The organism is Streptomyces sp. BK208 (assembly GCF_004364245.1).
Classification (GTDB): domain Bacteria; phylum Actinomycetota; class Actinomycetes; order Streptomycetales; family Streptomycetaceae; genus Streptomyces.
Window position 1 is genome coordinate 422800 of the sequence record NZ_SOAV01000003.1, and the last position, 20085, is coordinate 442884.

Consider the following 20085-nt stretch of genomic DNA (forward strand, 5'->3'; position numbering starts at 1 on the left):
CGGCGCCTTCGGTTATCCGGCCGGGCGCCGGGCGTGACTCAGGACAGCTGCGACTGGACGCGGGAGGAGATCAGTTCCAGGTGGTCCAGGTCGTCGAGGTCGAGGATCTGGAGGTAGATCCGCCGGGCACCGGCCTCGGCGTACCGGCCGATCTTCTCGACCACCTCGTCCGGGGAGCCCGCGAGGCCGTTGGCCTTCAGCTCGTCGACCTCGCGGCCGATGACGGCGGCGCGCCGGGCGACCTCGGCGTCGTCCTTGCCGACGCAGGCGACGAGGGCGTTGGAGTAGGTGAGGGCGTCCGCGCCGCGGCCGGCCGCCTCGGCGGCGGCCCGTACCCGGCCGAACTGGCGCTCGGTGTCCTCGATGGAGGCGAACGGCATGTTGAACTCGTCGGCGTACTGACCGGCCAGTCGCGGGGTGCGGGCGGCGCCGTGGCCGCCGATGAGCACGGGCACCTTGGCCTGTGCGGGCTTGGGCAGCGCGGGCGAGTCGGTGAGGTCGTAGTAGGTGCCGTGGAAGTCGAAGGTCTTGCCGGTCTCGGTGGCCCACAGGCCGGTGACGATCGCCAGCTGTTCCTCCAGGCGGGCGAGCTTCTCCTTCGGGAAGGGGATGCCGTACGCCTTGTGCTCCTCCTCGAACCAACCGGCGCCCAGGCCCAGCTCGACGCGGCCGCCGGACATCTGGTCGACCTGGGCGACCTGGATGGCCAGGACGCCCGGCAGCCGGAAGGTGCCCGCGGTCATGAGGGTGCCCAGGCGGATGCGCTTGGTCTCCCGGGCGAGTCCGGCCAGGGTGATCCAGGCGTCGGTGGGGCCGGGGAGACCGTCGGCGGCGCCCATGCGGAGGTAGTGGTCGCTGCGGAAGAAGGCGTCGAAGCCGAGGTCCTCGGTCGCCTTGGCCACGGTGAGCAAGGTGTCGTAGGTGGCCCCCTGCTGGGGCTCGGTGAAGATGCGGAGATCCATGTCTCCCATCCTGCCTGCTCGGTGCGGGTGTCCGGCACAGGCTGCCGCCGCGCCGCGCGGCACGCGGATCCTAACCGGCCTCCCGCTCGGGTAACTCCGCGTCGCGGTCCGTCAGTTTGCGCAGCATCTCCAGGACGCGGTCGCGGGACTCGTCCGCCGCGTCGATGGCCTCCACGCACTGCCAGTACGTCGCCTCGTCGTCTGCTGCGCAGGCCGCGCCCACGAGGGCGATACCGGTCTCGCCCAGCAGGGTGCCCAGGCGCATCAGCGCCTGACGGGCGTCGCCCAGTTCGGTGAGCTGGGCGGCGCGCAGCTCACCCGGAGCCAGCTCCGGAGTGCGCAGCACTCCGCAGCCTCGGCCCGCCAGCTCGGTCAACCCGATGGCCTCGCCCCGCAGTTCGGGCGGGCCGTACACCGCGAGACGACTGCCGATCGCCTGGGCCAGGGCCTGCACCTGCCACACCTCCGTCAGGACCTCCGGCACCTCGCCACCGGCGGCCAGGGCGCGTCCACTCGCCACGATGAGCCGCACAGCGTCCATGCGCTGCCCCCGTCTGTCTCCGACGCGCTCGCGGCGCGTCCGCCCGAACTCCGTTACTCACTACCCAGAGTGAGGGTGTGTGGGGCAAAAAGCCAGAGGAAGGCGGAAATCTTCGGACAACATGACGAGGTCTGGCCGGATACTGACTGCGGAGAGTGATAACGGAGCCGTCGGCTCCTCCGGTTAGCCTTCCGGTCCGGCCGCCTCGCCCGTCCCGCCCGCCACGGGGAAGCGGATCTCGTTGCGCTCGATCTTCGCCTCCAGGGCGGCCAGCGGATCGACGCCGAGCACGTCGCAGAACTGGAGGAGGTACGCCAGGACGTCGGCGACCTCGTCGCGGACCCGGTGGGCGGCGTCCGGGTCGGTCATCACCCGCGCCGACTGCTCGGGCGTCGACCACTGGAAGATCTCCAGAAGTTCGGACGCCTCCACACTGAGCGCGGCGGCCAGGTTCTTCGGGGTGTGGTACGGCTGCCAGTGGCGCGCGGCGGCGAACGCGGCCAGCCTGCGCCGCAGGGCATCGAGGTCACGGGGGTCATCGCTCACGGGCTCAGGTGTACCACTGTGACCCGCTCACGGGCTCAGGTGTACCGCCCCGACCCGCTCACGGGCTCAGGTGTACCACCGTGACCCCCTCCGCCCGCTCCGCCCACGACGCGTCGGCGACCGCTCCGACGAAGCGGATGTGCCCCCGCTCGCACATCCGCGCCGCCAGCCGGAGCAGCTCGGCGCGCTGGCGCACGTCGAGGCCGCGGTCGAAGCCGTCGGCGAGGACGGTGAGCGTCTGCAGTGCAGCGGGCACCTCACCGGCCGGATCGACCTCCAGCACGCCGGGCCCGGTGAACAGCACGAGCGCGAGGGCGAGGTAGCGCAGTTCGCCGTAGCCGAGGCGGCCGAGGCCGGTGCGGACGCCGTCGCCCCGGTCGATCAGCGCGCGGATCACGCCGCCGACGACGGGTTCGGCCAGGACGTCCTCGACGGGGCCCGCGCATCCGGTGCGTACCGCGGCCACGAACTGCGCGTGCCGCCGACCGCACTCGACGCGGGTGCGCCCCAGCACGTCGGCGAGGTTGTCGCAGCCGCCGAGCAGCCGCCCCGAGCCGGTGGGGACGGGCTCCCGCATCCGGCCCGGCAGCGGATCGCAGGCGAAGACGGAGCGCAGGGCGACGACCATCTGCTCGGCCGCCGCCAGCACCCTGCGCTGCCCGTCGGTCTTGCCGGCCACCCGCAGCGGCAGCAGCGGGGTGCCGAGCCGGTCGTCGGGCAGGGGTGCGCGGGTCACGGGCGCCGACCCGGCCGTGTGCCAGGCGGCCTGCACGGCACGACGGCCGGGATCGCGCAGGGCGGTCTCGAGCAGTACGACGCCGTCGGCCGTCAACCGCTCCCCCACGATGCGCAGTTCCGGCTCGGCCTGCACGGCGACGTCCAGGTGCACCGGCCCCTCGGCGCCGTCGGCCGTGCAGCCGATGCGAAAGCCCCGCCGGCGCTGCGCGTCGGGCCGGGCCCGCTCGGGCACGCAGGCGCCCGGATCGGCGAACACCGCGCCGAGTTCCGCGCCGCCGCCGAGCCTGGCCAGTGCGTCGTACGCCCTGAGCGCGCTGGTCTTGCCGCTGCCGCTGGGCCCGGCGAGCACGGTCAGCGGCCCGAGCCGCAGCACGGCGCGGCGGTGCCCGGCGAAGGCGGCCAGCCGGAGCTGGGTGACGCGGGGCCGGCCGGGAAGCGCCCCGGCGGGCGCCGTCGGCCCGGCCGGCGCGGACGACGCCGAGGACGCCGAGGACGCCGGTGGCGGGGATGACGCAGGAGACGCGGAAGACGAGGAAGACGCAGATGACGCAGCCATATGCGGACCGTAGGACTCCGCGGGGCGCCGAACCGTTTTGCCCGAACGGCGTTCCTACGATCGGGGGACCGCGCGGTCAGGGCGGGGGCGACCGTCACTCTCCGGGAGCCGCCGAGACCGGAGCCGTCACCCCCTCGGAGCCGTCATCCCCTCGGAGCCGTCATCCCCTCGGAGCCGTCGCCCCCCTCAGGGCCGTCACACCCCGGGGACCCCCGCCGCGCTCTCCATCAGCCCGTTCACCTCGGTCCCCGCCGGGGTCAGCAGGAAGACGTTGCGGTCCACCCTGTGCATCCCGCTGGCCAGGCCGAAGACGACGCCGGTACTGAAGTCGAGGACCCGCTTGGCGACCTCGCCCTCGGCACTGGTCAGGTCCAGCAGGACCGGGATGCCCGCCATCAGGGTCTCGGCGACCTCGCGGGCGTCCGCGAACACGTTGACCCGCAGCACGACGAACCGGCGCCGCCGCTCCGTCTCCGCCTCCGGCATCGCCCGGTGGCCGACCGCCGACGGCCATGCGTCGCGCCCGCGCAACGGAACGACCTGGGCGAGCCCCTCCCACTGTTCATCGGTGACGTCGTGGCTGTTCACCGGCTCCCCCGATCTCACTCGCCTTCATTGCCTGCACCAGCCAATTCTTACGCCAAGTCACCCGTTCGGCCCAACAGCGACACGGTTGGCGACGCTCCGTGTCCGTTGATTGCCGGGGTACTCAGCGACGGCCGCCGGCTCCGAGCGGGCCCCCACCGCCATGCCGACGGACGTACACACCACACGGAGGAGTGCCCGCAGGCGGCCGGCCTCGTCGTCGAGTTCGGCGGGGTCACCACCGCGGGCGCGGGGTGACCGCCGTCGTGGTTGGGGGGTCAGGTTCGGGACGGGTGCTCCTGGCGGCTGGCCAGGGCCCAGATCACGAACACGTCGATCGCCATCATGATCACGGACCAGACGGGCGAGTACGGCAGGAACAGGAACTGGGCGACCAGGCTCAGCGAGGCCAGGACGATGCCCGCCACCCGCGCCCAGGCCATGTCCTTGAGCAGGCCGAAACCGGTGACGAACACGAGGGCGCCCAGGATGACGTGGACGATCCCCCAGCCGGTGAGGCTCATCTCGTAGACGTAGGTGCCGATACGGGCGTACACGTCGTCCTCGGCGATGGCCGCGATGCCCTGCAGGACGGCGAGGGCGCCGTTCAGCAGCAGCAGTACGCCCGCGAAGACGACCCCGCCGGTCACCCAGCCGCTGGTGCGGTCGCCCGAGCGCTGAGCCCAGGAGGCGTCGCCGCGGGACGGCCGGCCGGGAGTGGGTTCGGCGTGCTGGCTCATGAGCGGAGTCCTTTCTGTGTCCCCCGTACGGGGCAGCAGCCCACCGGCGCCGACGGCACCGACAGGTCGCTCCGAGCCTGCGGGCGTCCGGGCTCCCCGGCCACGCGGGTACGCCGAACGGGTGAACCGCGCTCCGGTCCTGCGCATGCGGGCGCTCGCGGACTCGCGTTGACTGAACGGCACCCGCGGCTGCCCGCGACCGACCGGTGACGGGACCGGCGGGGCCGGCGACGGAACGCGGCGCGGACGAAGGAGGGCGTGTGACGAGTCGGCCGCTGTCCCGACTGTCCCGGCGGGGTCCGCTGTCCCGGCGGTGCTCGCTGTCCCGGCGGTGCTCGCTGTCCCGGCGGCGTCCGCCGACCCGGATGGGCCCGCTCTCCCGGCGGGGCCCGCGCGGGCCGGTGCTGTGAGCGCGCCCGCGAACGCCGCCGCGGACCGGGCGGAGCAGTCCCTGCGGCAGATCCTGCTCAGCCCCGGCTACCGGCGGCTGTTGCTGCTGTGCGTGCTGCTGGGCGTGCCCATCGCGCTGGCCTGCTTCTTCTTCGTCGGTCTCCAGCACGAGTTGCAGCACTGGGTGTGGACCTCGCTGCCCGAGGCGGCCGGTTACGACACGCCGCCCTGGTGGTGGCCGCTGCCCGCGCTGCTCCTGGCCGGGCTGATCCTGGCGCCGATCGTGACCCGGATGCCGGGCGGCGGCGGCCATCTCCCGGTGAACGGCCTGGGCGGTGCGCCCGTCGGCCCGCGCGCCCTGCCCGGCGCGGTGCTCGCCGCGCTGGCCACGCTGCCGCTCGGCGTGGTGCTGGGACCGGAGGCTCCGCTCATGGCCGTCGGCAGCGGGCTCGCCCTGCTGGCGGTGCGGCGGGCAAGCGCGGGCGGCGACCAGCGGGCGAGCGCGATCCTCGCCACGGCCGGCTCCACCGCCGCGATCTCCACCATTCTCGGCGGTCCGGTCGCGGCGGCGGTCCTGCTCATCGAGGGAGCGGGGCTCGCCGGGGCGCAGATGGTCACGCTGCTGCTGCCCTGTCTGCTGGCCAGCGCGACGGGCGCCCTGGTCTTCACCGGCTTCGGGCAGTGGACGGGGCTGGACATCGGCGCGCTGGCCCTGCCCGATCTGCCGCCGCAGGCCGGTCCGGACGCGGGCGACTTCCTGTGGGGCCTCCCCACGGCGGCCCTGATCGCCGTACTGGTCACGCTGGCCCGCGGGCTGGGCCACCGCACCGTCACCTGGACGCGGCACCGCACGGCCACACGCACCGTCGTGTGCGCCACCGCCGTCGGCGTCTGCATCGCCGCGTACGCGCTCATCACGGGCCGCTCCCCGGCCGAGGCGGCGCTGTCCGGCCAGGCCGCCCTCGCCCAGCTCGCCGCGCACCCCCACGCGTGGTCCGTCGGGGCACTCGTCGCGCTGGTCGCGTGCAAGGGGCTGGCCTGGGGCATCGCGCTGGGGGCCCTGCGCGGCGGCCCGATCTTCCCGTCGGTGCTGCTGGGCGCGGCGATCGCCCTGGCCTGCGCCGGGCTGCCCGGGTTCGGCGCGACCCCGGCCCTCGCCCTCGGCATCTCCGCCGCGGCGGCCGCGGTGACGGGGCTGCCGCTGGCCAGCGCGGTCCTGGCGGTGCTGCTGTTGGGCCGGGACGCGCACGACCAGACGCCGCTGATCGTCATGGCGTCGGTCGTCGCCTTCGTCGTCGCCCAACTGGTGCGCCGGACCGGGCCGGAGGCGGACAGGGCGGCGAAGGGGGCGTCGGGGGCGCCACGGTGACCGGCCGGATGCGGGACATGGTGGTCGGGTCCCCCGGATCAGCGGGAGCGGTCCGGCGGATCCCGGTGCCGCGCAGCACGGGCGCGCGGAGATCTTCGCCACGTCGAGCGAGGAGGGCCGGCGGCGGATGCCGGACCGGTGACGCCTTGTGTTTCCGCAGGCCCCGGGCATATTCGGCGGCCCGGCGGGGCGTCCGCCCGGCGTGAGGCCCGCTTGTGCCCGGCCCGGTGCGAGCACTACTGTCGCCACGCCTTGGTGAACGGGAAATCCGGTGTGATGCCGGTGCGGCCCTCGCCACTGTGAATCGGGAAGTCCGGCTCCGGCCCTCGCGGGCAGCCACTGGATCGCTTGCGATCCGGGAAGGCGGAGCACGGGCGGTGGTACCCGTAAGCCAGGAGACCGGCCAAGGCGCGTCGTCCATCCACGAGGTGCTGGAGAGGGTCTGCTGAGCCATGCACATAGCCGAGGGCTTTCTGCCACCGGCGCACGCGATCGCCTGGGGTGTCGCGTCCGCGCCGTTCGTCGTCCACGGAGTCCGGTCACTCACCCGTGAGGTCAGGGAGCACCCGGAGAGCACCCTGCTCCTCGGGGCCTCGGGGGCCTTCACGTTCGTCCTGTCGGCCCTGAAACTGCCTTCGGTCACCGGGAGTTGCTCCCACCCGACCGGCACCGGTCTGGGCGCCGTCCTGTTCCGTCCGCCGATCATGGCGGTGCTGGGCACCATCACCCTGCTCTTCCAGGCGCTGCTGCTCGCCCACGGCGGGCTGACCACGCTCGGGGCCAACGTCTTCTCGATGGCGATCGTCGGCCCCTGGGCCGGGTACGGCGTCTACCGCCTGCTGCGCCGCTTCGACGTGCCGTTGATGGTCACCGTGTTCTTCGGGGCGTTCGTCGCCGACCTGTCCACGTACTGCGTCACCAGCGTGCAGCTGGCGCTGGCCTTCCCCGACCCGAGCAGCGGTTTCCTGGGCGCGCTCGGCAAGTTCGGCTCGATCTTCGCCGTCACGCAGATCCCGCTGGCGGTGAGCGAGGGCCTGCTCACCGTGATCGTCATGCGACTGCTGGTGCAGTCCAGCAAGGGTGAACTGACCCGGCTGGGCGTGCTCCTGACGAAGACGTCGGCGGATACCGGGAACAAGGCACAGGCGGTGGCCCGATGAGCCGGAACGCGAAGATCAACGCCCTGCTGCTGCTTGCCGTCGCCGCGCTGGCGGTGCTGCCGCTGGTGCTGGGGCTGGGCGACCACAAGAAGGAGCCGTTCACCGGCGCGGACGCGGAGGCGGAGACGGCGATCACCGAGATCGAGCCGGACTACGAACCGTGGTTCTCCCCGCTGTACGAACCGCCCTCCGGGGAGATCGAGTCGGCGCTGTTCGCGCTGCAGGCCGCGCTCGGCGCGGGCGTGCTGGCGTACTACTTCGGGCTGCGCCGGGGCCGGCGGCAGGGTGAGGAGCGGGCGTCGGCGGCGGCGCCGCGGGACACCCCCGGAGGGGACTGAGTGCTGCCGATCGACGCGGCGGCGCACAGCAGTCGCTGGCGCCGCCGGCACCCCGTGGACAAGGCCGTGCTCGGTCTCGGTCTGACCGTGCTCGCGATCTCGCTGCCGCCGTGGCCGGGCGCGGCACTGGTGCTGGTGACGGCGCTCGTCGTGCTGCTCGGCCCGGCGGGTGTGCCCGGGCGCAGGCTGTGGCGGGCGTACCGGGTGCCGTTGGGCTTCTGCGTGACGGGGGCGCTGCCGCTGCTGGTGCAGGTCGGGGGCCCGGACGGGTTCCTTTCGGCGGCGGACGGCGGAGCGGTGCGCGCGGGTGAGCTGCTGCTGCGCACCTCGGCGGCCTCGCTGGGGGTGCTGCTGTTCGCGTTCACCACGCCGATGTCCGACCTGTTGCCGCGGCTGGTGCGGGCCGGGGTGCCCGCGCCGGTCGTGGACGTGGCGCTGGTGACGTACCGGATGAGTTTCCTGCTGCTGGACTCGGTGCGCCGGATCCGCCAGGCGCAGGCCGCGCGGCTGGGGCACACCACCCGGGCGGCGACCTGGCGTTCGCTCGGCGGGCTCGGGGCCACCGCGTTCGTGCGGGCCTTCGACCGGGCGGCGCGGCTGCAGTCGGGGCTCGCCGGACGCGGTTACGACGGCACCCTGCGCGTGCTGGTGCCCGAGGCGCGGCTCTCGGTGCCGTTCACCGCGGCGAGCGTCGCGCTCCTCGCGGCGCTGGCCGGTCTCACCCTCGTACTGGAAGGACCCCTGTCGTGAGCGGACCGGCGCAGTCACCGGAACCGGCCCTGGTCGCCCTGCGGGGTGCGTCCTTCGCGTACGAGGAGGGCCCCGACGTGCTGGCGGGGCTGGACTTCGCGGTGCGCGAGGGGCGTGCGCTGGCGTTGCTCGGCCGCAACGGCAGCGGGAAGACCACCTTGATGCGGCTGCTCAGCGGTGGACTGCGGCCGCGGGCGGGGTCGTTGGCGCTCGGCGGCGAGCCGGTGACGTACGACCGCAAGGGGCTGACCCGGCTGCGGACCACGGTGCAGCTGGTGGTGCAGGATCCGGACGACCAGCTCTTCGCCGCCTCGGTCGGCCAGGACGTGTCCTTCGGGCCGCTGAACCTCGGCCTGCCGGACGCGGAGGTGCGCTCCCGGGTCGGGGAGGCGCTGGCCGCGCTGGACATCGCGGCTCTGGCCGACCGGCCCACGCACCTGCTGTCGTACGGGCAGCGCAAGCGGACGGCGATCGCCGGGGCGGTCGCGATGCGGCCCCGGGTGCTGATCCTCGACGAGCCGACCGCCGGGCTCGACCCGGACGGGCAGGAGCGGCTGCTCGCCACCCTGGACCGGCTGCGCGCCGCGGGCACCACCGTGGTGATGGCCACCCACGACGTCGACCTCGCCCTGCGCTGGTCCGACGAGGCCGCCCTGCTCACCCCGGACGGTGTGCGCACCGGCCCGACCGCGCCGACGCTGGCCCGCACCGACCTGCTGCGGCAGGCCGGGCTGAGGCTCCCGTGGGGCGTCGCGGCGACCGGGCTGCTGCGGGCCCGGGGCCTGCTGGCGGACTCGGCGACGGGCCCGCGCACGGCGGAGGAGCTGGCGGCGCTGGCCGACTGACGCGGTGTGCGCCGGGGCCCCGGCGCACACCCCCGGGAGCGGTCAGCCCTGTGAGCGGGCGGGCTCGGTCTCCCGGTCCTGCCCCGCGCTGTGCGCCGTGTCCTCGTCGGCCTGCTGCCGGGCCCGGCGGCCGGGCAGGACGGCGAGGACGATCAGGGTGCCGGCGGCCATGATGACGCCGCCGACGAGACTGGTCGTCGAGACGCCGTGCGCGAAGGCCTTGTTCACGGCGTCGGTGAGGGCGTGCGCCTGCTCGGGACCGGCGGCCGGGTCGGTGGCGAGCCGCCGGGCGACGGCCAGTCCGCCGCCCACCGAGTCCTGGGCGGTGTCGAGGGCGGCGGCCGGCAGCCGGTCGCCGACGAGGCCGGCCAGTTCGTCGCGGTACGCGGTGCCGAGCAGGGAGCCCAGCACGGCGATGCCCAGCGAGCCGCCCAGTTCCAGCGCGGTGTCGTTGGCGCCGCCGCCGACGCCCAGTTCGCTCTCCGGGAAGGAGCCCATGATGGTGTCGGTGGCCGGGGAGACGCTCAGGCCGATGGCGAGGCCGAGCAGCAGCATCGGGGCGAGGAAGTCGGCGTAGGTGGAGCCCTGGTCGATCAGGACGAGCAGGAAGACTCCGACGGTGCCGATCGCCATGCCGGAGCCGACCATGGCCTTCACGCCGAGCTTCGGCGTCAGCCGGCCGGTCACCGCGGCGCCCACGAACACGGCCCCGGCCAGCGGCAGCAGCCGTACGCCGGTCTCCAGCGCGCCGTAGCCGAGCACGAACTGCAGGAACTGCGTGGCGTAGTAGATGGCGCCGTAGGTGCCGAAGAAGAAGAACAGCACCGCCAGCATGGAGCCGCTGAAGGGCCGCAGCAGGAACCTGCGCACGTCGAGCATGGGGTGCGGGTGGCGCAGCTCCCAGGCCACGAAGGCGATCAGACCGACCCCGGCGACGACGGCCGCGGTGACCGGTCCCGCGCCCCACCCGAAGTGCGGGCCCTCGATGGTCGCGTAGACGAGGCTGCCGACGGAGACGATCGAGAGCAGACCGCCGACGTAGTCGATGCGGCCCGTGCCGGCCGCCCTGGACGGCGGTACGAGGACCAGCGCGCCGATGACGGCGAGGACCGCGACCGGGACGTTGACCAGGAAGGTCGAGCCCCAGGCGTGGTCCTCAAGGAGCCAGCCGGCGACCAGCGGGCCGATCGCGATGGCGAGTCCCGAGGTGGCGGTCCAGGCCGTGATGGCGCGGGCCCGCTCGCCCTTCGGGAAGACCGCGACCAGCAGGGACAGGGTGGCCGGCATGACGACGGCGGCACCGACGCCCATGACCGCGCGGGCCGCGATGACCAGCCCCGTCTCGTGGACCAGACTGCCCATCACCGAACCGCCCGCGAAGATCACCAGACCGGTGACCAGGGCGCCGCGGCGGCTGTACTTGTCGCCTATCGCGCCGAGCACCAGCATCAGCGCGGCGTAGGGGACGGTGTAGCCGTCGATGACCCATTGCAGGTCGCTGCTGCTCAGCCCGAGGTCGGCCGTCATGTCCGGGGCGGCCACGATCAGCGACGTGTTGGCCATGACGACGATCAGCAGGCTCAGGCAGAGGACCAGGAGAGCCCACCAGCGCCGGGCGTAGGGCCCGGGCATCTTCTCGACGGGGGTGGTGGCCAGTAGGGGCATGAAGGCTCCCGGATACGGACGAGGGCAGTTAATTGCCCATAGATGAGCAGACAAGAACAGCGTAGTTTGTTGCACATGGACGTGCAAATAAGGCGCCCCCGTCCTCGGGGGCGCCTTTGGAGGGGCCTCGGGGGCGCCTCTGGAGGGGTGGGTTGCCTACTCGGCCGGGAGCGTCGCGGCCGGCACCGCCGGGCCCACGTTCTCGACCACGGTCCGCGCGGCCCGCTCCGGCACCCCGGCCGCCATGAGGATGGCGGCGGCGGCCCGGGTGCCGTCGTCCTCCAGGGCTCCGGTGTTGACCTGCTCCAGCAGCGCCACGACCATCGCTTCGAGTCCCGCGCTCAGCACGGCGGGCGGCAGGTGGGCCGGGAAGACCCCGTCCCGCTGGCCGCGCTCCAGGATGGCGGTGACCTCGGCGCGGGCCGGGGCCAGGATCTCCGCCACGCGCTCCACGCCCAGATCGTGCCGGGCCAGGGCCAGCAGCATGCGGTAGCGGTCGCCCACCGGCCACATCAGCAGCGTGAAGTGCGCGAGCGCCCGGTCGGCGGGCGCGGCCGGCTCCGCCGCCTCGGCCATCGCGCCGCGCAGCACCTCGGACGCCTCCTCGGCGAGGGCTTCGAGCAGCGCCGCCCGCCCCGGGAAGTGACCGAAGAGGGTACGCCGTACGACACCGGCGGCCCGGGCCAGCTCCTCCAGCGTGGTGTCCGGGTTCCGTCCCAGCTCCCGGCGGGCGGTGGCCAGGATGCGCGCCCGGTTGGACCGCGCGTTGCGCCGCTGCGGTTCACGGGCGACGGGCTTGGTCACGGCAACCTCGGGGCGGGACGACGCGGGGAGGGGCGCCTGGGGATACGGGCGCGGGTCGTCCATTCTGTCACGGGGCGCCACGAGCGGGACGCCGAGAGGGACGGGGCGGCACCTCCGGCCGCCCCGTGCCGCTACGCGTTCCCGGCCGCGTCCCTGGCCCTGCCGCGCCGTACGGCGGCGACCGCGGCGAGCACCGTCCCCACGGCCACGACCAGCAGGCCGCGCAGCCACACCTCGGCCTCGATCTGCGTGGCGAGCGCGACGCAGGACGCCGCACCGAGCACCGGGAGCACGGTCGGGGTCCGGAAGTGGTCCGCTTCGCCCCGGTCGCGGCGCAGCACCAGGACGGCCGTGTTGACCATGAGGAAGACCACGAGCAGCAGCAGGACCAGGGTGGAGGCGAGGGTGGCGACACTGCCGGTGAGCGCGAGCAGCATCGACAGCAGGGTGGTGACGGCGATCGCGACCCACGGCGTACGACGGCCCGGCAGCACCCGGGTCAGCGCGGCCGGCAGCAGCCCGTCACGGGCCATGCCGTAGGCCAGGCGCGAGGACATGATGCCGGTGAGCAGCGCGCCGTTCGCCACGGCGACCAGCGCGATGGCGCTGAACAGCCGGGTCGGGACGCCGCCGGCCTCCTCGACGACCTCCAGCAGCGGTCCGCTCGACCCGGCCAGCCGGTCCGTCGGCACCGCGGCGGACGCGGCGAGGCCCACCAGCACGTACACGGCACCCGCGGTGGCGAGGGCGCCGAACAGGGCGCGCGGGTAGGAGCGTCGCGGGTCGCGGGTCTCCTCGGCGACGTTCACCGAGGTCTCGAAGCCGACGAAGGAGTAGTACGCCAGGACCGAGCCGCTCAGTACGGCCGCCGCCGCACCCTTCTCCGGCGTGCCGAGCTGCCCGAGCCGGCTCACGTCGCCGTCGCCGCGCAGCAGCAGCCAGGCACCGAGGACGACGATGACGAGGAGGCCCCCGACCTCGACCACGGTGGCGACGACGTTGGCCCGGGTGGACTCCTTGATGCCGCGCGCGTTGACCAGCGCGAGCAGGGCGAGGAACAGCACGGCGACGAGCCCGACCGGCAGCGTCACGAAGGCGGACAGGTAGTCGCCGCCGAAGCCGCGGGCCAGCGCCGCGACGGAGACGATGCCGGCGGCGAGCATGCAGAAACCGGCGACGAACCCGGCGAACGGCCCGAAGGCCCGGGTGGCGTAGTGCGAGGCTCCGCCCGCCCGCGGGTACTTCGTGGCCAGCTCGGCGTAGGAGGCGGCCGTCAGCATCGCCAGCAGCAGCGCGACGGCGAGCGGCACCCACACCGCTCCCCCGGCGTCGGCGGCCACCTGGCCGACCAGGACGTAGACGCCCGCGCCGAGGACGTCGCCCAGGATGAAGAAGTACAGCAGCGGGGTGGTCAGCGCGCGCTTGAGGGCCGGGCTGTCCTGGGCGCCGGCCGCCTGTGGTGTTCCGAGTCTCGCCATGCCGCCCCAGGTTTCCCGCCGGGCGGAAATCACGCCCCGGCGGGTGCGTGAAATCAGCCGGTGACCTCCCCGTTCCCGGTGCCGCGCGCCGGCCGGCCCCCGTCGTCCGTCACCCACACGCCCGCGCGCGCGGCGGTGGTCACCGCGCGCGCCGCACGGTCGGCGTCGGCCTCGGAGAGGGACCGGCCCGTGTTGAGCAGCGCGTAGTAGAGCGGAGCGGAGACGGCCGCCACGACACCCTGCGGGTCGGTACCGGCCGGGACTTCGCCCCGCGCGACGGCGTCCCGCACACAGCCGGCCCACTCGTCGACGCGGACGGCGTAGAAGCGGTGCAGGGCCTCGGCCGCCTGCTCGTTGCAGAGCGAGGCCGCGATCAGCGCCTTGAACAGGCGCCCCTGGCGGGGGTCGTTGAGCGTCCGGACGACGAGACGCGCGTTCGCCCGCAGGTCCTCCTCCAGGGTGCCGGTGTCGGCACGGGGCAGCGACTGGTCCGCCATGTCCGCCAGCAGGTCGGCGGCGAGGCCCCCGGGGCTCCCCCAGCGGCGGTAGACCGTCGTCTTGCCGACGCCCGCGCGGCGGGCGACCTCGCCCAGGTCGAGCGTGTCGAAGCCGTCGGTGGCGAGCGTGTCGCCCGCCACCTGGAGAACGGCCTCGCGGACACGGGCGGTGCGCCCTCCCGGGCGCAGGGTCCCGGGGGCGGCTGGATCCGACATGACGACTCCTTCTCTCTCCGCTCGGCGTGCTCGCGACGCCATGACCCCCACCTTATCGGAACCACAGTTCCCTTACTGGCTCAGCCATGCTAGCTTCTTTCCGTAACGGAACCACAGACCCATTAGCCCCTCGGAGGGGAATGCCATGTCCATCACCGAACGCGCGTCGAGGCCGGCCGCAGGTCCGGGTTCGGCCTCCGGCCCGCTCGCGGCCGGGCCCGGATCCCAGCGGCTCACCGGCCGTACGAAGCTGGTCCTCGCGGTGCTGCTGGTCGCCCAGTTCATGCTGGCCGTCGACTTCTCGATCCTGAACGTCGCGCTGCCCGCGATCGGTGACGGACTCGGCTTCTCCCTCGCCGACCTGCAGTGGGTCGCCACCTCCTTCGCCCTGTCGGCCGCGGGTTTCACCCTCTTCTTCGGTCGCATCGGTGACCTGATCGGCCGCAAGAAGATCTTCATCGGCAGTCTCGGCCTGCTGGGCCTCGCCTCGCTGCTCGGTGGTCTCGCCACCAGCCCCGAGGTGCTCCTGGCCGCCCGGGTGGCCCAGGGCCTGGCCACGGCCGCCGCCACTCCGGCGGGTCTGTCCCTGCTGACGACCTCCTTCGCCGAGGGACCGCTGCGGCAGAAGGCGCTCGGCATCAACGGCGCGCTGATGTCGGCCGGCTTCACCACGGGCGCGATCCTCGGCGGCGTCCTGACCGACCTGCTCTCCTGGCGGTGGGCCTTCTTCGTCAACGTGCCCGTCGCCCTCGCCGTCGTCCTCGTCGCCCCGGCCGTCATCAAGGAGTCCCGGCCCGCCACCCGCCCCAGCCTCGACCTGCCCGGCGCGCTCACCGTCACCCTCGGTCTGCTGGGTCTCGTCTACGGCATGACCCAGGCCGGCGAGCACGGCTGGACCCACCCGCACGCACTGGCCGGTCTGCTCGCGGGCACGCTCCTCCTGACCGCGTTCGTCCTGATCGAGCGGCGGGTCGCCGCACCGCTGGTGCCGCTCGGCACGCTCCGACGCCGCAACGTGGCCTTCGGCAACCTGCTGGGCCTGCTCGCCTTCGTCACCGAGACCTCGCTGGTCTACCTGCTCACCCTGTACCTGCAGAAGACCCTGGGCTTCTCCCCCCTCGCGGCCGGCGTCTCCTTCGGCGTGCTCGGCGCGGGCACCGTCGTCGGCGGTCTGCTCGCGCCCAGGCTGCTCGCCAGGACGTCCACGCTGACCGTGCTGGTCGGCGGCGGTCTCGTCCAGGCGGCCTTCACCGCGGCCCTGCTCTTCCTCGGTACGACGACGGGGGCGTCCCTCGCCCTCCTGCTGCCCGCGACGTTCTTCGGCGGCGTCGGCAACATGCTGGTGATCGTCGGCTTCATGGTCACGGCCACCAGCGGGCTTCCGGACTCCGAACAGGGACTGGCCACCGGCCTGGCCTCGATGTCCCAGCAGGTCGGCATCACCCTGGGAACGCCCGTCATGTCCGCCGTCGCCACCGCCGGCACCGCGGGCGCGGCCACCGCCTCCTCCATCCACCAGGGCGTCACCACGGCCATCGCCGTCAACGCGGCCCTCGTGCTCCTCGGAGTCGCCGTCGCCGCACTCTTCCTGCGGCGCCGCACCGGGACTCCGTCCGCCTGACTCCGCACGTGCGCGTCCCTTCGCCGCCGTCCCCCTCCGGGACGGCGGCGTTGCCGTGGTGGCCCGGTGCCGAGGACGGGGAGGTCCCGAGTCCGGACGCCTCGTTCGCTCGCCCCGGTCATCGGCCGCCGAGGCCGCGCAGCCGTTCGTTGCGCCGCTCCAAAGCCTGCCTCGTGGCCGGGAAGAGGGTGCCGGCGCCCTCGCCGACCCGGTCCTGGGTGCGGGTCACCAGGTCGCGCGTGCCGTGCTCGTAGGCGGCGAAGCCCTCGGCGTGGTCCCGGCCCGCCAGGGAGCGGGCGAGGTGGTACGCGCCGGTCAGGGCGAGGCTGGTGCCCTGACCGGTGAGGAACGAGGGGGCGTGCGCGGCGTCGCCCAGCAGCGCGACCCGGCCGTGGGACCAGCGAGGCATGCGGATCTGGCCGACCGCGTCGAAGAACACGTCGTCCGCGTCGTGGAGGGCGGCCAGGATGTCCGGGACCTTCCAACCCGCGTCGGTGAACGCATCGGCGACGAGCGCCCGTCGGGCCTGCGGATCCCCGGCGGCCTCCTGGGGCGGCTCGGGCCGGGCGAAGGTCAGGAAGGCGTGCACTTCGTCGTCGTCGCCCACGGCGTAGAGGGCGGCGGCCCTGCCCGGGGTGTTCCACAGGACCGTCTCGTGGGAGAGGCCGAGGGTGTTGGGCACGGTGAACACGGCGAAGCAGTGACCGAGGTACCGGTGGAACCGCTCCTCGGGACCGAACAGCATCTCCCGGGTGCGCGAGTGCATGCCGTCCGCGCCGAAGACCAGGTCGAACGTGCGGCTGCCGCCGCCGCGGAAGGTGACGTCGACGCCGTGCCCGGTCTGGTCGAGGGTGTCGATGGAGTCGTCGAACAGGAACTCCACGTCGTCCCGGACCGCCGCGTACAGCGCGTCCGTCAGGTCGCCGCGCCGTATCTCCAGGTCACGTCCGGTCACCCCGCCGGTGACGGCGTGCGGGTGGAGCGAGGTCACCTCGTCGCCGTCCCCGTCCAGGAAGGTGATCCGTCGCAGGTCGATGTGCGCGTCGCGCAGTTGCGGCAGGAGGCCCATCTTCTCCACGACGTCGAGTGCGGCGCCGCGTACGTCGACGGGGTAGCCGCCGCTGCGCACGGTCGGTGCCTTCTCGACCACGGTGACCGCGTATCCGTGGCGGTGGAGCCAGTAGGCCAGGGCGGGGCCGGCGATGCTCGCGCCGGAGACGAGGACCTCGGGCCTGGGCGTGGTGCGGTTCATGCGGTGACTCCCTTGCGCAGGGTGCGGGTGACGAACAGGGCCAGCGACGTGACGACGCCGGCGACGACGAATCCGGTGACGTACGCCGATTCGGCGGCGACCTCCGACCCGGAAGGGGTGGCCGCGGTGAGGAGCGCGCCGCCGAGCTGCCCGCCGACGGCGTAGCCGAGGACGCGGCTGACCAGGATGAGGCTGGTGGCGATGCCGGTGTCGTTCCGGTCGACCGCGGTGGCGGTGCTGGTCATCAGCGCGGTGACGCACAGGCCGTTGGCCAGCGCGATCAGCGCCTTGCCGACGACGAGGTGCCAGATCTCGGAGTGCACGGCCGCCACGGCGACCAGGGACCCGGCCATCATGACGACGCCGGTGTTCACCACGGCGCGCGAGCCGAAACGCCGGTCCCCGATCCCGCCTAGCGGTCCGGCCAGCGTCGCGGCGACGGCGCCGGGCAGCAGGAACAAGCCGATCTCGGTGGCGCTCGCCCCGAATCCGTACCCGTCACCGCGCTCGTCGAGCAGCTGCGGTACGAGATAGACCGCCATCGCGGTGCCGAGGCAGATCACGAACGTCAGCAGGCACGCCTTCCAGATCGCGGGCCGGGCCAGCATGCGCAGGTCGATCATCGGTGACGCCGCTCGCCGTTCGACCCGCACCCACCCGGTGACGAACGCGGCCAGCACCAGTGCGAGGACGACGAACACGACCGGTTGCGCGGCCGCTTCGGGCGCCAGCGCGAGGACGAGCATGAGGGTGGTCAGCATCCCGCTCAGGAGCAGCAGGCCGGGCCAGTCGATCCCGGCGCCGTCCGTCCGGCCCGGCGGATCGGCGGGCATCAGCCGGTTCACGAGCAGGGTGGATCCGAGGACCGCGCCGGTCGGCAGCGCGAACATCCAGTGCCGGGAGAGCTGTTCCGCCACCGGACCGGCCGACAGCATGCCGGCCATCGACCCGCCGACGAAGAGCCCGCTGACCACTCCGATGGCCACCTTGGACTCGCCGGCCGGCAGGTGCCTGCGGACCACGACGAACGACAGGGGCAGCGCGCCGATCATCGCGCCCTGCAGGACCTGACCGAGCAGCAGCACGGGCAGGTTCGGGGCCAGGGCGGACACCGTGCCGCCGACCGAGACCACCGCCATCAGGCGGATCAGGACCTTCTTGCCGCCGTAGCGGTCGCCGAACTTGCCCGCGAGGGGGGTGACGAGCGCGCCGGTGATGAGCAGGACGATGCTGAGCAGGGCCCCCTCGGACTGGCTCATGTCCAGTTCGCGTTCCAGGAGCGGGATCGTCGGTGACACCACCGACTCCAGGGCGCCGGTGGACAGCGCCAGCAGGCCGAGGGCGCCGACCGCGGCCCTGCTGACGCGGGCCGGCGGGGCCAGGGCGGTGGTCATGGGCGTCCTGCCGCGGCCGCGCCGGCCGGCTCGCCGGTGTCGTGTTCTTCCTGTCGGGTCGTCATCCCCGCCTCCTCGTCCGTGCGGGCGCCGTCCTCGGGTGGTACGGCGGCCCTTGGGTGACGGGAGGCAGGGTGCGGTGACGCCCGCGCACCGGGCGTCATACCCGGGAGCCAAGCTGGGGGTGCTACCGGGGTAGGGGGTGACGGCGGCCGAGCCGGGCAGGGGTGGGTGCGGAATAGCGGTGGGGTGCCGGACAGCGGTGGGCCCGGTCAGGGGTGGGTGCCGGTCAGAGGTGGGTGCCGGTCAGGGGTGGGTGCCGATCAGAGGTGGGTGCCGGTCAGAGGTGGGTGCCGATCAGAGGTGGGTGCCGGTCAGAGGTGGGTGCCGATCAGAGGTGGGTGCCGGTCAGAGGTGGGTGCCGGTCAGAGGTGGGTGCCGATCCGCAGGAAGGCCTGGAGCAGCGGCGCGGCCGGTACGGCCGGGGAGACGACCTGCGAGCCGAAGTGCACGGCGACCATGTCGAGGCCGGGCGAGACCAGGAGCCGCTGCCCGTGGATGCCGCTGGCCAGGTAGGAGCCGTACGGGTCGTTCGGGATCCACCACAGGTCGTGGTAGGAGAGCGTGGCCGGCGAGTCGGGTCGTGCGGCGGGGAACCGCACCCGGCGGGGATGGCCCTCGGGCACCCCGTCGGCGATCGTCGTCGCCACCTCCTCGGGCACGACCTGGCGGGCGCCCACCGCTCCGCCGCACCGCAGCATCTCGCCGAGGCGGGCGACGTCGCGCGCCGTGGCGCTGAAGCCCCCGCAGGCCGCCTCTACGCCCTCGCCGTCGAGGACGTAGTAGGCGTCCTCCTCGGCGCCGATCTTCGACCAGATCATCTCGCCGAGCAGCGCGGAGGTGGTGAGCCCGGTGACCCGGCGCAGGACCTCGGCCAGGGCCTCGACGTTGCCGTTCTCGTAGCGGAAGGCGATTCCCGGCCGGCCGGTGGCGCGGGCGGTCAGGAGGTGTTCGCGGATGGTGGTGGGGCCGGTGTATCCGAACGGCCGCAGCTGCGGGGCGATGACGGCGTGGTACCGCTGGGCCTCGATCGCCTTGTCGAAGGGGCGGCCCGCGTAACCGACCTGGGTGCCCATGTGCAGCAGGTCCTGGACGGAGGCGTCGCCGAAGGCGGTCCCGGCGAGTTCGGGGACGTAGGCGTGGACGGGGGCGGACCGGTCCAGGAGCCCTTGGTGCGCCAGGGTCGCCGCCATCAGCCCGATGTACGACTTGGCCGCCGAGGCGTTGAAGTGCGGGGTGTGCGCCTCGGTGCCGTGCCGGTAGGTCTCGTGGACGATCGCGCCCCGGTGCAGCACCAGGAACGCGTCCGTCTCGGCCGCGCTGAACAGGTCCTCCAGCTTGGCCGTGGTGCCGCCGAGTGCGAGGTCGAGGGCGTGCAGGTCGACGGGGCGCTCGGGCAGGGCACGGGCGGGCTCCGGGCCGCGCCACACACGGCGGCTGGGGGCCATTTCACGGCCGGCGGACGTGAAGCGGCGGATCCAGCCGGGGTCCGTGTAGCCGCGGGTCCATCGGAGATCACCCAGCCGCGTCGTGTCGTTCGTCGTGTCGTTCATGGACAACTCCCCCACTCCAGAGTCT

Annotated in this window: 19 protein-coding genes and 1 riboswitch; of the genes, 6 read left to right on the forward strand and 13 right to left on the reverse strand. The window is 73.7% G+C overall.

What is annotated here, in order from left to right; all coding sequences use genetic code 11:
• Positions 1–38: 38 nt before the first annotated feature.
• The 6 genes from EV562_RS10275 to EV562_RS10300 form a co-directional block, all read right to left on the reverse strand.
• Positions 39–962: an LLM class F420-dependent oxidoreductase gene (locus tag EV562_RS10275; RefSeq protein ID WP_133886403.1), complete on the reverse strand. Its 924-nt coding sequence runs from the start codon at positions 960–962 to the stop codon at positions 39–41.
• Between the two features lie 70 nt (positions 963–1032).
• Positions 1033–1503, reverse strand: coding sequence for a DUF6099 family protein (locus EV562_RS10280; protein WP_133886404.1), 471 nt, complete (start codon positions 1501–1503; stop codon positions 1033–1035).
• A 183-nt stretch (positions 1504–1686) separates the two neighbouring features.
• On the reverse strand, positions 1687–2049 hold the full coding sequence (locus EV562_RS10285) for a nucleotide pyrophosphohydrolase (protein ID WP_133886405.1): 363 nt from the start codon (positions 2047–2049) through the stop codon (positions 1687–1689).
• Between the two features lie 58 nt (positions 2050–2107).
• On the reverse strand, positions 2108–3343 hold the full coding sequence (locus EV562_RS10290) for an ATP-binding protein (protein WP_133886406.1): 1236 nt from the start codon (positions 3341–3343) through the stop codon (positions 2108–2110).
• Positions 3344–3538: 195 nt separating this feature from the next.
• Complete coding sequence (locus tag EV562_RS10295; RefSeq protein ID WP_208298327.1) at positions 3539–3931, reverse strand: cell division protein SepF; 393 nt, start codon at positions 3929–3931, stop codon at positions 3539–3541.
• A 275-nt stretch (positions 3932–4206) separates the two neighbouring features.
• Positions 4207–4668, reverse strand: a complete 462-nt coding sequence (locus tag EV562_RS10300; protein WP_133886408.1) for a hypothetical protein — start codon at positions 4666–4668, stop codon at positions 4207–4209.
• A gap of 406 nt (positions 4669–5074) precedes the next feature.
• Here EV562_RS10300 and EV562_RS10305 point away from each other — a divergent pair, with 406 nt between their 5' ends.
• The 5 genes from EV562_RS10305 to EV562_RS10325 all read left to right on the forward strand — a co-directional run bounded on the left by EV562_RS10305 (position 5075) and on the right by EV562_RS10325 (position 9520).
• Complete coding sequence (locus EV562_RS10305) at positions 5075–6427, forward strand: chloride channel protein (protein WP_133886409.1); 1353 nt, start codon at positions 5075–5077, stop codon at positions 6425–6427.
• A 236-nt stretch (positions 6428–6663) separates the two neighbouring features.
• Positions 6664–6850: riboswitch (cobalamin riboswitch) on the forward strand.
• Between the two features lie 29 nt (positions 6851–6879).
• The gene (locus tag EV562_RS10310) at positions 6880–7587 is read left to right on the forward strand and encodes an energy-coupling factor ABC transporter permease (protein WP_133886410.1); all 708 of its coding nucleotides are present in this window, start codon (positions 6880–6882) and stop codon (positions 7585–7587) included.
• Positions 7584–7925 (forward strand): energy-coupling factor ABC transporter substrate-binding protein, encoded by a 342-nt coding sequence (locus EV562_RS10315; protein WP_133886411.1) that lies wholly within the window; start codon positions 7584–7586, stop codon positions 7923–7925. Before EV562_RS10310 ends, EV562_RS10315 begins: the two co-directional genes overlap by 4 nt.
• Entirely contained in the window at positions 7926–8675 is a 750-nt protein-coding gene (cbiQ, locus tag EV562_RS10320; RefSeq protein WP_133886412.1) for a cobalt ECF transporter T component CbiQ, read from the forward strand.
• The gene (locus EV562_RS10325) at positions 8672–9520 is read left to right on the forward strand and encodes an ATP-binding cassette domain-containing protein (RefSeq protein WP_133886413.1); all 849 of its coding nucleotides are present in this window, start codon (positions 8672–8674) and stop codon (positions 9518–9520) included. Before cbiQ ends, EV562_RS10325 begins: the two co-directional genes overlap by 4 nt.
• 42 nt (positions 9521–9562) lie before the next feature.
• On the opposite strand, the gene EV562_RS10330 is transcribed toward EV562_RS10325, so the two are convergent.
• The 4 genes from EV562_RS10330 to EV562_RS10345 form a co-directional block, all read right to left on the reverse strand.
• On the reverse strand, positions 9563–11185 hold the full coding sequence (locus EV562_RS10330; protein ID WP_133886414.1) for an MFS transporter: 1623 nt from the start codon (positions 11183–11185) through the stop codon (positions 9563–9565).
• Between the two features lie 156 nt (positions 11186–11341).
• The gene (locus EV562_RS10335; RefSeq protein WP_133886415.1) at positions 11342–11989 is read right to left on the reverse strand and encodes a TetR/AcrR family transcriptional regulator; all 648 of its coding nucleotides are present in this window, start codon (positions 11987–11989) and stop codon (positions 11342–11344) included.
• Between the two features lie 131 nt (positions 11990–12120).
• Positions 12121–13467, reverse strand: coding sequence for an APC family permease (locus EV562_RS10340; RefSeq protein WP_133886416.1), 1347 nt, complete (start codon positions 13465–13467; stop codon positions 12121–12123).
• Positions 13468–13520: 53 nt separating this feature from the next.
• Positions 13521–14180 carry a TetR/AcrR family transcriptional regulator gene (locus EV562_RS10345; RefSeq protein ID WP_133886417.1) on the reverse strand — a complete coding sequence of 220 codons (660 nt, stop codon included), beginning with the start codon at positions 14178–14180 and terminating at the stop codon, positions 13521–13523.
• Between the two features lie 145 nt (positions 14181–14325).
• On the opposite strand from EV562_RS10345, the gene EV562_RS10350 reads away from it, so the two are divergent.
• Entirely contained in the window at positions 14326–15801 is a 1476-nt protein-coding gene (locus tag EV562_RS10350) for an MFS transporter (RefSeq protein WP_133886418.1), read from the forward strand.
• Positions 15802–15919: 118 nt separating this feature from the next.
• On the opposite strand, the gene EV562_RS10355 is transcribed toward EV562_RS10350, so the two are convergent.
• From EV562_RS10355 to EV562_RS10365, 3 genes are all read right to left on the reverse strand, one after another.
• Positions 15920–17053 (reverse strand): FAD-dependent monooxygenase, encoded by a 1134-nt coding sequence (locus EV562_RS10355; RefSeq protein WP_133886419.1) that lies wholly within the window; start codon positions 17051–17053, stop codon positions 15920–15922.
• Complete coding sequence (locus EV562_RS10360; protein WP_133886420.1) at positions 17050–18447, reverse strand: MFS transporter; 1398 nt, start codon at positions 18445–18447, stop codon at positions 17050–17052. Before EV562_RS10360 ends, EV562_RS10355 begins: the two co-directional genes overlap by 4 nt.
• A 425-nt stretch (positions 18448–18872) precedes the next feature.
• Positions 18873–20060, reverse strand: coding sequence for a serine hydrolase (locus EV562_RS10365; RefSeq protein ID WP_166661702.1), 1188 nt, complete (start codon positions 20058–20060; stop codon positions 18873–18875).
• Positions 20061–20085: the final 25 nt, after the last annotated feature.